The organism is Ligilactobacillus salivarius, from assembly GCF_035231985.1.
GTDB lineage: Bacteria > Bacillota > Bacilli > Lactobacillales > Lactobacillaceae > Ligilactobacillus > Ligilactobacillus salivarius.
Genome location: NZ_CP117983.1, coordinates 1,712,247 through 1,725,464, shown reverse-complemented (window position 1 = coordinate 1,725,464; position 13,218 = coordinate 1,712,247). Strand labels below are relative to the sequence as shown.

Below are 13,218 nucleotides of genomic sequence, written 5' to 3'. Positions count from 1 at the left end.
TGAATTGTTTTATATGGTATTTATATATGTTTTTTAATAAGTTAATTTCAGAAACTAAAGCAGATGCACAGTACTATCAAACCTTAATGATAGGTTTTTCGATATATTTTTTAACCGTAAAGATTGGTAAAGAAGTAGGAAGTTTATTTAATTTATATAATAAATTTTAATATAGTAATGAATAATGGCATTATATCAGATTCTTATAAAATGATATAATGCCAATTTTATATACAAAAAAACAGATAGAACGAATCGTCCTACCTGCTTAATAGATCTCTGATGGGTGGTCAGGGGATCGAACCCTGGACCCACGGATTAAGAGTCCGTTGCTCTGCCAGCTGAGCTAACCACCCATAGCGTATCAACAAGAAATATATTACCAGAATTTATAATGTTATGCAAGAATTTTTTTTAAATAAGTTATTTCTAGAGTATTTCCACTGAAAACATGTATAATATAAAGCAAAATTCTAATGAGGGGTAGGAAAATATATGGCTGTTATCTATACTAAAAAAGCTACGATTGATGATTTAGATAAAATTATGTCAATTGTTGAAGATGCAAGAGAATTGTTTAAAAATGATAAAATTCCTCAATGGCAAGGAAGTTATCCGGATGAAAAACGATTTAAAGAAGATATAAATAATGAAGAAGCTTACGTACTAATAGTAGATGATGAAGTAGCAGGCATAGGAGTATTAACTACTGAACGACAAGAAAATTATGATGCCATAGAAGAAGGTAGTTGGAAACGTGATGACGATTATGCAGCTATTCATCGCGCCGCAATTTCAAGTAAATTCAGAGGAATGCATCTAAGTAATTACTTATTTAGTGGATTAATTACAATCGGCGTTCAAAAAGGATATAAAGATTTTAGAATAGATACTCATCCGGGAAATGAACGAATGAAAGGATTATCAGAAAAGTTTGGTTTTGAAAAACGTGGCATAATTTATGTTGATGAAAAAATTGAACCAATCAGATATGCTTATGAATTAAATTTATAGAGTGAAAAATAAGGTTGAAAAGTTTAGCGACTTTTCAACCTTATTGCGTCTAGTTGTTAAGAGCCCGACTTAGCTAACTAAGAGTGAGTGAACATTAGTTACTAACTCTGAAAATTCCCAGTTAAATCAGAGTCATGACATATTCCAAGGAGAATGTGTTCCAAGAATCTAACTCAAGGGATATAGAATCTTGGATTGGAAAATGGAACTAATATTATCAACTTTAAAGCTAGTTAAAGCCCATCTGTATTATAGCATGTTTGCTTTTGAAAATAATATTTTTTTCAACATTTCATTGAAAATATCTTGCAAAAAGTAAAAATGACGATATAAATATAGGACCAATTTTCTAATTTATGCAAATCAAACGTTTACTTGCACAAATTAGAAAATTGGTCCTATATCCAAAACCTACTTTACTAATTTTCTTAATCTCCAGAATAGAGGGATTGCTACAAGGGCACCAACTAATCCTTGGATGACATTCATAGGAACAGCTATGATACCAGTGGAGAACTTATAAAGAAGAGAATCAGAAACTAAATATCCTAAAACCATAAATAATACACCGGCAATTAAAGAAACAATAAGTGATTTAGCAGAAATTTTCTTATCTTCGGTTAATTTACCAACGATAAAGCCTTCTAATCCATGAACAATCAAAGAAAATACCATATATTGAGGATAACCAGAAATTAAATCTAACAAAAATCCACTAAGGCCGCCAACAACACCGCCTTTTTTAGAACCAAAAAGCCAAGCTGCTAGAAAAATACCAGTATCACAGAGATTGACATTTCCATGTGTCATAGGAATAGGTATCAAAAAAACACGAGCAATAGCGACATTAGCAGCCACAATAACTGCAAGTAGGGTAAGTTGGTGTGTATTAACTAAATTATTAGTTTTCATAATTTTCACCTTCGTTTTCAAGAATTAATAGTTGTAATAAACGAGATAGATTGATTCCATAGCGACGTTCGCGATGCGATGTAGCTGTTTCCATTAAAGCATTAAAGGTTAATTTAGTAGTCTTTTTGACAGCTTGATGGAAATCTTTTCCATGCCATAGAAAGCTTGTTAGTAAGGCTGAAAAAACATCGCCACTTCCATAAAAATGACCAGGCAATTGAGGATATGAACAAAACGTTACTTCTCCATCTTGCTCATAAACACAGCCGTGCTTATCTTCGAAAACAATATCAGTGATTACCACATTTCCGTTAGGATGAATTAGTTTTTTCATTGCTAACAGTAACTTGGATAAACTCTCATAGGAGTTGTCAAGTTCGGTTAATCCTGTTAAGAATTTAGCTTCGGTTAGATTAGGTGTGGTAACAGTCGCATGTTGCAACAATTCCTTTATTGTAGCAAGATGATTATCATCTAAACCGGGATAAAAAGCACCATCATCAGCAAATGCAGGATCGATAACTACTAAATCAAGTGAATGACTTTCAATAAAATGAAGTAATTCTTGTCCAACAACTTGATTATTAAAATAACCAATTAATATTCCAGAAAAATCAAGTTGTTCTTTTGACCAGTGATTGAAAGTAGATTTAATCCAGTTCTCTGTTGGTAAAATAGCGGGAGTACCAAATCCTTCAGATTGAGTTGATAAAACACTTGTAGGTAGCACCGCTACGGGAATGTTCTGACATTGAAGTATAGGGGTGGCAACTGTTAGAGAAAGATCCCCTACAGCAGACAGATCTTCTGCTACGAGAAGCTGTTTGTTTTCCATTATCGATCCCCCAATATAATATGTATTGTGTTTAATTATATTTTAATTTTAATTTAATTTCAAGTTGTAAAAAGTCTGCGAAAAGTTCAAATTAACTTTTAAGCAATAAAAAAAGAAAAATTTAGGGAGAATGTGATATATTGAACATGAATAATGATTATTAGTTAAGAAGGAGGGAAATTATGAAAGTTATAAAAAATAATATATTGGTTATAATTCTGATTTTGATGGTGCTGATATCAATCGCTGTATATGGTATTTTACCAACACATTTGCCTATACATTTTACCTTAACTGGAACTGTTGATGGTACAGCACCTAAATTGGAGGGTATCAGTTTTATGCCGGTTATGGAATTAATCTTGTGGCTGATAAGCAGTTTTGGGATTAAAGACATCAATCTAAAAAAGGTAATAGATGGTATAGGAATAATATTATTTCTAGCACAGTTAGCAATAATAGGTGTAGCTTTGAAACCTACAGCAAATATTAACATGATTAATGCAGTTGCTTTGTCATGTATGATCATCATCATAGCTTTAATGACGATTTGGTGGAAATCCCCTTACTCTAGTGAGGGGATGGATAGCCTAAGCCTAGGACTCGTAGAGTCCTATTTTTTATATGCATTATATTTTTGGTCGTTAATATATCTCTCAACAACATCTTTACTCATGTTACCTAGAGAGCCTAGATAATAGCTAGAAGACCATAAATGACCGCCCCAATATTGTTTTTGTCTAATTTCTGGATGTGTTTGTAAGAATAGGAATGCACTTCTGCCTTTTAGTGCTTTGATTACGTCTACTGCTGATTTTCTCGGTGGAAATGAAATAAGCATATGTACATGGTCTGGCATTACTTCCATTTTTTCAATGACTATTTCATTGTCGTCAGCTACTCTTTGTAGAATATCTTTCATTTCGTTAGATAACTTTTCATTTGTAAAAGTCTTATTTCTGTATTTTGTACACCAAATTAAGTGAAAATGTAAATTATACACATAACGCTTTGTGTATATTGCGTCTTTTATTTTATTAGTCATTGTATAGTCTCCTTTACCTTATAAAATTAATGATTTCTCTTGATACAAGCTAATACATTGATTATTATTATAGTATAAATTTAAAGGAGGTGAAATACAATGAAGAAGATGAGTGATTTAGAGTATCATTATGGATTGAAAATGCGCATTTATCCAAGCACTAACCAAAAGAAGATTATTAAAATCAATGGTAACATTGCTAGAACTGTTTATAATAAAATGGTTGCTATTGACCAAGAATTATATAAGTTGAAACAAGTTAAGTTACCTATTGATATTGTTAAGGAACGTATTAAAGAATTAAAAAGTCGTAAAAACGCTAGAAACTTGTCTAATCATTATCAGTACATGCAAGATAAGAATATTGATAGTTTAGCTAAAGCTAACGCTATTCAAAATTATCAAAAAGCGTGGAAGATGTTTAGAAAAGTACATTCATCTGGTACACCTAAGTTCCATAAAAAGAGTTACCGTTTGAGTTATCAAACTAATGCTCAATATGGTAAAGATGCTAAAATGGACGTTTATTCTGCTAGCGTAAAATTTCTTGATAAGAATCATATTAGTTTGCCTAAATTAGGTAGATTAAGAGTATCTGGTTCTCACCGTCGTATTATTGACAATAAAGATGATATTAGAATCGGTACTGTTACTATCTCTAAAGATACAGCTGATAGATATTTCGTATCAATGCAATTAGGCTCTGATACACCATTTGTAAAGAAATTAGCTAAAACTAATTCTCAAGTTGGTGTTGATTTGAATACAGAGAATTTTTTGACCGATAGTTTTGGTAAAGTGGTAGCTAATCCACGTTATTACCGTACTATTAAAGGTAAAATAGCTAAAGCTCAAAAAGTATTATCTAGAAGGCAAAGAAGAGCTAAAAAAGAAAAACGTTCTTTACGTGATAGTAAAAATTACCAAAAACAAAGAGTTTTAGTAGCTAAGCTCCATGACAGAGTGCGCAATCAACGTAATAACTTTTTGAATCATGTTACTACTGCACTTATCAATAACCACGATTTGGTGGTAGTAGAAAATTTGAGAAGTAAAAATATGCTCAAGAATCACGCTTTAGCTATGTCTATATCCGATGTAGGCTGGAGAATATTTCTACAGAAATTGGATTATAAAGCTAATTTGTATAACAGAACAGTTATATCAGTTAATCCTAAAAATACAACACAGACTTGTTATGCTTGTGGCTTTATAATGGGAACAAATGGAACTGATAAGTTGAATCTCAAGGATAGAGAATGGACTTGTCCTAATTGTCATGAACACCATATTAGAGATTGGAATGCAGCTAAAAATATTCTAGCTAAAGGATTAGACAAGTTAGAAAAACCAAAAAACTTAGCTAAAGCTAAGTAAAGGGTGCGTTTGGCAGCTCGCGCCACTCGTATATTATTGTATACAAAGTGCTGTGGTAAATTGATGTGTAAGACGTAAGTATCTTTTTTGGATATTTATGCTGTATTTTACCCACGGAAGAGTGTGTTAGTAGAGCCGAAAGGCTTGAACACTCACAAGCCCCATGTCTTTGGACTGGGGTGAGTTGACTGACAAGAAATAACAAAATTAATCGCTATATTGGCATTAGAACCACTAGAACTATAAGTAGCGATAAAATTTGGAAAAAGACCAATGCTTTTGCAAGTAACTTGTTATTGGCAGTAGGCGGTATTGGACTTATTTTAGCTGTATTTCTAAGTAACATGTCAGTTGTAATAATAATTGTATTACTATTAATGGCCGTGGTAGGGTCAATAGTATATTCTTACTATGTAAAATAAAAAAATCGAGAAGCAAAGTTCTCGATTTTTTTCGTTTAACGACTTACAGTTTCAGCATTATATTTTTTAGCATAAGCATCTTGCAAAATCTTTAAAGTCTTTCCATCTTTTCCACCAACAGGCTGACCATCAAGCTCGACTGCACGGATACCTAGACAAGCTGAAGAGCTAACAATAACTTCATCAGCATTTCTAAGATCATCCATAGTGAATGGTGCTTCAGAAGTAGGAATATTATTTTCTTTTGCTAGTTGCAAGAGATGTTTCAAAGTAATTCCTGGCAAGATTAAATTATCTCTAGGTGGGGAACAGAGAACACCATCTTTTAGAATTAAGATGTTAGAGTGTGCGCATTCTGTAACTCTGTCACCGCGATGGAAGACTACTTCTTGGCAATGACTCTCATTAGCCTTTTGACTTGCAATAACGTTTGGAAGTAAATTTAAAGTCTTAATATTGCAATGTAAGAAGCGGGTGTCTTCGCGAGATATAAGTTTATATTCAGTATCAAATGGAACTAAACCATAAGGAGCAGTAAAAATTAATAAATTAGGTTGGCTATCTTCTGGGAAAATATGGTTACGTAAACCAGAACCACGTGAAGTTTGCCAATAAAGGATACCAGTATCAACTTCGTTAGCATCAATAACAGCGTAAAGCTTTTCTTTAAGTTCATCGCGGTTTAAAGGAAAGTCGATCTCTAGTAGGCGACAACTATTATAAAAACGATCAAGATGATCTTCTAATGCAAATGCAACATTGTTCTTAAATGTAGTTGCATCGTAGCAACCATCACCAAAATAAAGTGCACGATCAGTAGCAGGCACCTTAAGTTCATTTAAATCAGCGATAGTACCATTGTAGTATCCAACTTGCTTCATAAAAATCACTCCAATTCTAAATATGATCTAGTAGCAACATCGTTACAACAATTTTAAGATCTAAATAGCAACGTTGTCAATTTATATTAATAAAAAAACCAGAAGCTTAACTTCTGATTTTTTAAATTCTACCAAATATTTACACGTTTTTCAGGAGCGAGATACATCTTGTCATCTGATGTAATCCCAAATGTTGTATAAAAATCAGCTAGGTTCTTAGGTTGAACATTAGCACGTAATACGTGAGGAGCATGAACATCAATTGATAATAATAATTTTTGACGTTCAATTGAAGATTTCATTCTCCAAATACGAGCCCAGTTAATGAAGAAGGATTTTAGATCAACATCTGGTTCACTCTTAGCAGCTTCTAATGCACAACTTAGACCACCAGCATCAGCGATATTTTCTGAAACTACAAGCTTTCCGTTAACTTTACCTGCTTCAGTTTCTAGACCATCAAATTCAGCAATCATATCTTGAGCAAGTCCTTGGAAATGTTTCAAATCTTCATCAGTCCACCAATTGTGTAAATTACCAAACTCATCAAACTGAGCACCATTGTTGTCAAATGCGTGTGAAATTTCATGAGCAATTACTGCACCAATTCCACCAAAGTTTTCACTTGAAGATTGATCTAAGCTATAAAATGGTGCTTGAAGAATAGCTGCTGGGAAAACAATGATATTAAATGAAGGATTATAATAAGCATTTACCATGTGAGCTGGCATTTCCCAACGACTTCTATCAACATCTTTACCCCAATGACCATAATGTTCCTTAAGGCTAATTTGAGTAAAGTTTAAGTCATTAGTAACTAAATCTGCATCTTCATCGACAATAAACTTAGTGTAAAGTGGATCTAACTTATCAGGATAACCTACATTTATTCCCAAAGTATTAAGCTTAACAATAGCTTTTTGGCGAGTATCATCACTCAACCAATCATTGGAAGCAAGGCGATTTTTATAAACATTAATCATCTTTTCTACCATATGATGAACATCAGCCTTAGCTTTAGCACCAAAATATTTATGTGCATAATATAATCCAACTACTTGACTAAATTGACCAGTAGCAAGGTAAAAGGCAGCTTTTTGGGCTTTCATAGCTTCTTTAGAACCAGACAAAGCACGAGAATATGTGCCAGCTAGAACACGAGTATCATCATCCAATAAGGTACTTACACTGATGAGAGTTTTTACTAAAAGCCAACTCTTGAAGTTTTCGAAAGTATCAGGATTAATCAAAGTTTCTAATGCTTCATAATATTTAGGTTCATCCACAATGACTTGATCAGGAGTTTGACCGATCAATTTCTTAGCAAAAGCTCCTAAATCTACACTCTTACTAAATGCTGTATAATCTTCAAAACTGTACTTATTATAGGATTTAGCATAATCAGCACGTTCGGTACTATCTTTTTGAACAGGAGCAAGTGACTTATCAAAAGCAAGCGCCTTTTCTAAAGTTGCTTGTGCAAAGTCATTGTCATAGCCAGCACGCTCAAATAGAGCAAGTACCATTTGACGATAGACACTGAGTAATGCTTCAGCTTGAGGATGATTTTCTTCATAGTAGGTTTTATCTGGCAAAATTAAGCTAGGCACAGACGCATACAAGGCATAGTGCTGAGTATCTTTCATATCAGGTTCAACATATAATGGAAAAGGATTAGGTAATCCCATCATAGTTAAATCATAGAGTTTTTCTTGCCAATCATTGATGTCTTTTAATGAAGTAATCTTATCAAAGTATTGTTTGGCAGGTTTAAATCCATCAGCATTACGCTTTTCAAAATTGGAAACGAGACGATAATATTTAATGAATTCATTTAAGTATTTATCATCAGATATTGCTTCACCTGTCATAAAATTGGCGAAATCTTCCATTAAAGTTTTTTCAATATCATCGGCTAAATCATAAAAACCACCTGTAGCAGCCTTATCAGCTGGAATTTTAGCAGTCTTTAACCAGTCGCCGTTGACAGCCATATATAAGTCATCTTTTATTAATTCGTTATTAACCATGAATCCATCTCCTTAGAGTATTTAATCTTATTTTAATGTAATCTGTAATTTTTTTAAAGCATAAGGCAATGTTGGTTAAAAAAATAGCCTGAAAATTACAATAGAATTTCCAGACTATAAAAATATCGAATTAAGATAATGCAAATATTCGATCTGCTTTTCTTTCTAAAGCAACGACAACGATGCCGGCTAAGACTAAATTGAATAGGAAACTACCACCATTAACAAATAAGGAGTAAAGTACAGGACTCATACCTTTTGGTGCATAGGATCCCCAGAAAATAATGCCAGCAATGAAGTGGCAGAAATATTTAGCGAAAACTGCGATAAAAACAGCTATCAAACTACGACTGAAAACTACATGCCAATCATTATTGTGCAAAGCTTGTTTAATTTGATTGGAATAAATTCCAGCTAAACCAACAACCATGTTAGCTACAGGGTATTCCAAAATTCCTTGAGTAACTGTAAGAATAGAAGCACGACCAATTAAAATTGGAAGTAATCCCCAAAGTAATCCAGACAAAAGACCAGCTTTTAGACCACGGCGAATACTAAAAATTACGATTGGAATAATTCCCAAAGAAATATCGAACCATTCAACCGTTGGTACAACAGCACTTAGTACAGTGGCAATCGCAGCCATCAAAGCGCCTTCTAATAAAATTAATAGTTTTTCTTTGTACATAAAAAAGTCCCTCCTTGTGTGAACTCGATTAGAGCCAACACAAAGACGGTATGAATATCAGATTTATTTGTAGTTATATCTGATTTACTACACATTCCTACGCTCGCATTAACGAACAGGTTCAAAGGGTCTGAATAACTTCACTCTCAGCCAAAAAGGCTCCCCTTGTGCTAGTCAATCTATCTTCACATAATATTGTACAAGGCACATTATAAATGAAAAGGTATTCAATTTCAAGGGTGACGCTTACTGAAATCATTTGTGAAATAAAAGATATGAAAGCTCGTTTTTTTCCTGTATACTGAAAAAGAACTGTTTTAATGAGTGTACAAAACAGAGAGGATTGGATGAATTTTGAAAAAGACAGAACTCAAGTTGGAGAGTGGACTGGTTAAGGCTTTGGAAAATGAATCATTTAACCAGTTGACAGTCGCGGAATTGGTAGCTGCCGCCGGTATTAGTCGTAGATCGTTTTATATATACTATAAAGATAAGTATGAATTTTTGTATGATGTTAGAAGTAGGATTTTAAAAGGTATTAAACAGGCGATGGAAGCCGATAGAAAAGTCATTGAACAGTTTGAAGTTCGCAGATTGCAGACAGATGAAGAAAAGTATTTATCAACACATGATGAATTTTATAAATTAGCCGTTTTTATTAATGAAAATAGTGATATGGTGCGTACTTTATTTTCAAGAAATGCAACAATAGATTTTTATCATGATTTTATGGATTTATTAAAAGAAGAAATAACTATTCGTAATTCTTTTCATAAAATAACGTATGGGACAATGATACCTACCAGATATGCAGAGGGGATATTTGCAGGTGAAATCATAAGTACGATTAGAATTTGGGTATCAAACCATAATAAAGAATCAATGGAAAGTATCGATGAATTCCTTGATATTTTAGGGAAAATCCAAATTATTTCTCCATATCATTTATTTAGACCAATAAAGGAATAGTATACTATTTGTGCAAAATTATATAGTTTAAAATAAGTTTTCATGATATAATTATTTGTGCAATTTATGGCAAAAAAATATAATAGTAGTTTGATAAAAATTGTGGAAGGGGGAAGATTTTGATGCAATACACGGGAGAAACTATTGATTCTGCCATAAGTAAAGGATTGCAAGATTTGAGTGTAGATAGAGAAAATGTAGAGATTGAAGTCATCTCTCATGGTCGCAAAGGATTCCTGGGGTTAGGAAAAAAGCCAGCAGTTATAGAATTGACTGTAAACTCAAGTGTGCAAACTGAAAGTGATACTAAACCTCAATTAGAGATTGTATCTGAGGATCAAGTAGATAGAGAATCAGAAACTTTAGATAACGAGGATAGTAAAAACATTGAAATAAATAGTGAGAAAGTAGAAGAAGAAAATCAAAATAATTTAGATGTGGTTATTCAAAATTTAGGTTACTATCTAGCTGATATAACTAAGCAGATGGGAATAGAGGCTGTTATAGATGTTAGCCAAGGAAAAAGGGTAGTTTACTATAATTTTGATACTGAACTAGAAGGTTTATTAATAGGAAAACATGGTAGAACGTTAAATTCCTTACAACTACTAGCGCAAGATTACTTCGATAAGCATAAAAATAATAATCGAAGAATTCGTATTATGTTAAATGTAGCTGATTATCGTGAGCGAAGAGAAGAAACCTTGAACAATTTAGCTCAGAAAAAAGCACATGAAGCTATAATTTCTAGAAGTCAAATTAGTTTAGAGCCAATGCCAGCGTTTGAAAGAAAAATTATTCATTCATCCTTAGCTAAAGATGAGCATGTTAAAACTTTTTCGCGAGGTTCAGAGCCTTATCGTTATGTAATTATTGCACCAGCAAAAGCTAAATTTTAATATAATAATTAAAAAGAAAGAAGTGACGGTAATATGTTAGAACATAAGCCAAATAAATTAGAAAATGAATTATGTTTTGCTGTTTACACAGCTCAAAAATTCTATAATCGTTTTTATACAGAATCATTGAAAGAATTTAAGTTAACTTACCCACAATACATCACATTATTGGTATTATGGGAAGAACAACGCCCAATGATGATCAAAGAATTAGGTGAACGTTTAGGCCTAGATACAGGTACTTTGACACCATTATTGAAACGTATGGAAAAAAATGGTTGGGTAACTCGTGAACGTACAGGTGAAGATGGACGTAAGGTATTTGTTTCCTTAACAGACTACTCAGTTAAAATGGAAGCAGAAATTAAATCACACGTACAAGATTGTTTTGAAAATATTGATATGACACAAGCAGAATATAAGAAGAACGTTGAGCTTGTTAAAGAAATTGGGGACAAGATTTACGATAATAACCGTGAATTAGAAGAACGCCAAAGAAGAAGATTACGTTCATAATTGAAGATGTTAAAAGGCTATGTAGCTTACCAATGTTAAGCTGCATAGCCTTTTAAATTACCATACGAATGAGAGCTAATGAGATAATCCCCACAATAACTGTGACCAAAAGATTTTTAGAAATAATAGCACTGATTAAGGTTGGCAAAGATGCCAGAAGATTTTCCCAGTTAATGTTAGGAAGATGTCCCAAGTGTTGAGTGAAAAGTTGACTAAACCACAAGGCAGACATAATAACAATTGGAACGAAGCTCAGATATTCAATAACAATTGCTGGTAAAGAGAATTTCTTAAGTAAAATAAATGGCAGTACTTTTGAAAGCCACATTGCAAATCCACAACCAATGATTGTGAGTAAGACATAATTAAAAGAGGACATGTTTCAACACCATCCCTACTGCACACCCTAATAATGTGACAATAATAATTAAAAGATTGCTAGGTATAAAAATAAGTCCTAAATAAACAAGGATAAAGGTAGCAACTACTACTAAAAGCTGTAGACTTAATTTTAATGACTTATCAGAAATCATTTGTAGGTATAACAAACCTATAAACATAGCTACCAAGGCAAAATCGATTCCTAGATTAGTGGGATTTTCGATAAAATTTCCCACTAAAGCACCTAAAACTGAAGAGAAAAACCAGACGAAGTATGCGAACCAATTGGCTGTGTCAAACCAAGCAAAATTGAGTTTATTATTTGTATAGTTGAGTTTATTCATTGCCAAAGCAAAGCTTTCATCTGTTAACAAGGATCCAATTAGGATATTATGTAACATACTATCGTTTTTGAAGTATTTAGCAGTTACTAAACTCATTAAAATCATACGTGAATTAACGAGAAAAGCAGCTGTAATGATGGAAATAATAGGACTATGTACTAACAGCATACTTACGATAATAAATTGTGCAGATCCTCCGTAGGCAATCAAGCTCATAAGACCAGCTTGCAAAGCCGACAAACCAGCGGCTTTACTAACAATCCCAAAAGCAATTCCAATACCAATATAGCCGAATGCAGTAGGAAGCACTTCTTTAATTGCTGTTTTACGATTAAGTTCAGCATTCATAAATAACACCTTCTTAAAAAAATATATAAAAAACTACCAGTAACATGATAATACTGGTAGTGAAAAGAGTTTAGATAACTGGGCGATTAGCTAATTTAGGCATCAATTCATTGAAATCATAATTTGCTAAATCAGATAATTCACCTTTGCTTGCGTCAAAGTAAGCTGTAAGAGCTTGAGAAATCATGAGATTTAATTCCTTTTCAGCATCGAATTGAACTACAATGACAGGTGTATTAGTACCAAAAGCAAGGCCAATTTCAAAAGCTGTACCAGAATCAGCTTCGTTATCACTTTCTTCTTTCTTATAATCAATAATTGCAACTACAGCATCAGCCGTGTAAATATTATTGATATCAAGAGTAAAAGTAGCTTTTTGCCATTCTAGTGATCCAAATTCAGCATGTTCATATGAATGTTCTTCAGGTACAAAAATACTAGATACAGTCTTATTAGTTTCAAGAGCTTCTTTTACTTGATTGATACGTTCGTGTTGGCCGTCACTGAAAAATGGAGCCGCAAGATAAATTTTTGCCATTACAATTCTCCTTAAATAT

14 protein-coding genes, 1 tRNA gene, 2 pseudogenes and 1 riboswitch are annotated in these 13,218 nt (G+C 33.0%); of the genes and pseudogenes, 7 read left to right on the top strand and 10 right to left on the bottom strand.

Translation table 11 applies throughout. The features are described from left to right. Positions 1–283 precede the first annotated feature (283 nt). A tRNA-Lys gene (locus PTA89_RS08460) sits at positions 284–356 on the bottom strand. A gap of 139 nt (positions 357–495) precedes the next feature. Here PTA89_RS08460 and PTA89_RS08455 point away from each other — a divergent pair. Beyond that, on the top strand, positions 496–1,014 hold the full coding sequence (locus PTA89_RS08455; RefSeq protein ID WP_324177214.1) for a GNAT family N-acetyltransferase: 519 nt from the start codon (positions 496–498) through the stop codon (positions 1,012–1,014). Between the two features lie 411 nt (positions 1,015–1,425). Here PTA89_RS08455 and PTA89_RS08450 read toward each other — a convergent pair whose 3' ends face one another. Both PTA89_RS08450 and PTA89_RS08445 read right to left on the bottom strand, forming a co-directional pair. Beyond that, a complete protein-coding gene (locus PTA89_RS08450; protein WP_003705571.1) occupies positions 1,426–1,926 on the bottom strand; it encodes an ECF transporter S component in 501 nt (166 codons plus the stop codon). Next, positions 1,916–2,761: a PfkB family carbohydrate kinase gene (locus tag PTA89_RS08445; protein WP_034997627.1), complete on the bottom strand. Its 846-nt coding sequence runs from the start codon at positions 2,759–2,761 to the stop codon at positions 1,916–1,918. Before PTA89_RS08445 ends, PTA89_RS08450 begins: the two co-directional genes overlap by 11 nt. 182 nt (positions 2,762–2,943) lie before the next feature. On the opposite strand from PTA89_RS08445, the pseudogene PTA89_RS10270 reads away from it, so the two are divergent. Continuing rightward, positions 2,944–3,102 (top strand): annotated as a pseudogene (locus tag PTA89_RS10270) (DUF1648 domain-containing protein); the annotation flags it as partial. Positions 3,103–3,331: 229 nt separating this feature from the next. On the opposite strand, the pseudogene tnpA reads toward PTA89_RS10270, so the two are convergent. Continuing rightward, a pseudogene (gene tnpA / locus PTA89_RS08435) lies at positions 3,332–3,806 on the bottom strand (IS200/IS605 family transposase). A gap of 99 nt (positions 3,807–3,905) precedes the next feature. Here tnpA and PTA89_RS08430 point away from each other — a divergent pair. Together PTA89_RS08430 and PTA89_RS08425 are read left to right on the top strand one after the other, a co-directional pair. Then, complete coding sequence (locus tag PTA89_RS08430; protein WP_324177213.1) at positions 3,906–5,183, top strand: RNA-guided endonuclease InsQ/TnpB family protein; 1,278 nt, start codon at positions 3,906–3,908, stop codon at positions 5,181–5,183. A 188-nt stretch (positions 5,184–5,371) separates the two neighbouring features. Continuing rightward, positions 5,372–5,605: an SdpI family protein gene (locus tag PTA89_RS08425; protein WP_324177466.1), complete on the top strand. Its 234-nt coding sequence runs from the start codon at positions 5,372–5,374 to the stop codon at positions 5,603–5,605. 35 nt (positions 5,606–5,640) lie between these two features. Here PTA89_RS08425 and PTA89_RS08420 read toward each other — a convergent pair whose 3' ends face one another. The 3 genes from PTA89_RS08420 to thiT all read right to left on the bottom strand — a co-directional run bounded on the left by PTA89_RS08420 (position 5,641) and on the right by thiT (position 9,204). Then, positions 5,641–6,486 (bottom strand): D-amino acid aminotransferase, encoded by an 846-nt coding sequence (locus tag PTA89_RS08420; protein ID WP_003700996.1) that lies wholly within the window; start codon positions 6,484–6,486, stop codon positions 5,641–5,643. 128 nt (positions 6,487–6,614) lie between these two features. After that, entirely contained in the window at positions 6,615–8,516 is a 1,902-nt protein-coding gene (locus PTA89_RS08415) for a M13 family metallopeptidase (RefSeq protein ID WP_324177212.1), read from the bottom strand. A gap of 130 nt (positions 8,517–8,646) precedes the next feature. Further along, a complete protein-coding gene (gene thiT / locus PTA89_RS08410; RefSeq protein WP_324177211.1) occupies positions 8,647–9,204 on the bottom strand; it encodes an energy-coupled thiamine transporter ThiT in 558 nt (185 codons plus the stop codon). 77 nt (positions 9,205–9,281) lie between these two features. Then, positions 9,282–9,380: riboswitch (TPP riboswitch) on the bottom strand. Between the two features lie 178 nt (positions 9,381–9,558). Here thiT and PTA89_RS08405 point away from each other — a divergent pair. From PTA89_RS08405 to PTA89_RS08395, 3 genes are all read left to right on the top strand, one after another. After that, positions 9,559–10,173, top strand: a complete 615-nt coding sequence (locus tag PTA89_RS08405; RefSeq protein ID WP_253006339.1) for a TetR/AcrR family transcriptional regulator — start codon at positions 9,559–9,561, stop codon at positions 10,171–10,173. A gap of 122 nt (positions 10,174–10,295) precedes the next feature. Continuing rightward, entirely contained in the window at positions 10,296–11,072 is a 777-nt protein-coding gene (jag, locus tag PTA89_RS08400; RefSeq protein ID WP_003705563.1) for an RNA-binding cell elongation regulator Jag/EloR, read from the top strand. A gap of 33 nt (positions 11,073–11,105) precedes the next feature. Further along, entirely contained in the window at positions 11,106–11,588 is a 483-nt protein-coding gene (locus tag PTA89_RS08395; protein ID WP_003705562.1) for a MarR family winged helix-turn-helix transcriptional regulator, read from the top strand. Between the two features lie 52 nt (positions 11,589–11,640). On the opposite strand, the gene PTA89_RS08390 is transcribed toward PTA89_RS08395, so the two are convergent. The 3 genes from PTA89_RS08390 to PTA89_RS08380 form a co-directional block, all read right to left on the bottom strand. After that, positions 11,641–11,967: an AzlD domain-containing protein gene (locus PTA89_RS08390; RefSeq protein ID WP_003705561.1), complete on the bottom strand. Its 327-nt coding sequence runs from the start codon at positions 11,965–11,967 to the stop codon at positions 11,641–11,643. After that, positions 11,954–12,661 (bottom strand): AzlC family ABC transporter permease, encoded by a 708-nt coding sequence (locus PTA89_RS08385; RefSeq protein WP_003705560.1) that lies wholly within the window; start codon positions 12,659–12,661, stop codon positions 11,954–11,956. Before PTA89_RS08385 ends, PTA89_RS08390 begins: the two co-directional genes overlap by 14 nt. A gap of 70 nt (positions 12,662–12,731) precedes the next feature. Further along, positions 12,732–13,199 (bottom strand): nucleoside 2-deoxyribosyltransferase, encoded by a 468-nt coding sequence (locus PTA89_RS08380; protein WP_014568810.1) that lies wholly within the window; start codon positions 13,197–13,199, stop codon positions 12,732–12,734. Positions 13,200–13,218: the final 19 nt, after the last annotated feature.

Excerpts from the sequence above, each read along its gene's own strand:
- PTA89_RS08390 (WP_003705561.1), bottom strand. The coding sequence starts at position 11,967 with ATGTCCTCTTTTAATTATGTCTTACTCACAATCATTGGTTGTGGATTT.
- PTA89_RS08430 (WP_324177213.1), top strand. The coding sequence starts at position 3,906 with ATGAAGAAGATGAGTGATTTAGAGTATCATTATGGATTGAAAATGCGC.
- PTA89_RS08385 (WP_003705560.1), bottom strand. The coding sequence starts at position 12,661 with ATGAATGCTGAACTTAATCGTAAAACAGCAATTAAAGAAGTGCTTCCT.
- PTA89_RS08455 (WP_324177214.1), top strand. The coding sequence starts at position 496 with ATGGCTGTTATCTATACTAAAAAAGCTACGATTGATGATTTAGATAAA.
- PTA89_RS08415 (WP_324177212.1), bottom strand. The coding sequence starts at position 8,516 with ATGGTTAATAACGAATTAATAAAAGATGACTTATATATGGCTGTCAAC.
- PTA89_RS08380 (WP_014568810.1), bottom strand. The coding sequence starts at position 13,199 with ATGGCAAAAATTTATCTTGCGGCTCCATTTTTCAGTGACGGCCAACAC.
- jag (WP_003705563.1), top strand. The coding sequence starts at position 10,296 with ATGCAATACACGGGAGAAACTATTGATTCTGCCATAAGTAAAGGATTG.
- PTA89_RS08395 (WP_003705562.1), top strand. The coding sequence starts at position 11,106 with ATGTTAGAACATAAGCCAAATAAATTAGAAAATGAATTATGTTTTGCT.
- PTA89_RS08420 (WP_003700996.1), bottom strand. The coding sequence starts at position 6,486 with ATGAAGCAAGTTGGATACTACAATGGTACTATCGCTGATTTAAATGAA.
- PTA89_RS08450 (WP_003705571.1), bottom strand. The coding sequence starts at position 1,926 with ATGAAAACTAATAATTTAGTTAATACACACCAACTTACCCTACTTGCA.
- thiT (WP_324177211.1), bottom strand. The coding sequence starts at position 9,204 with ATGTACAAAGAAAAACTATTAATTTTATTAGAAGGCGCTTTGATGGCT.
- PTA89_RS08445 (WP_034997627.1), bottom strand. The coding sequence starts at position 2,761 with ATGGAAAACAAACAGCTTCTCGTAGCAGAAGATCTGTCTGCTGTAGGG.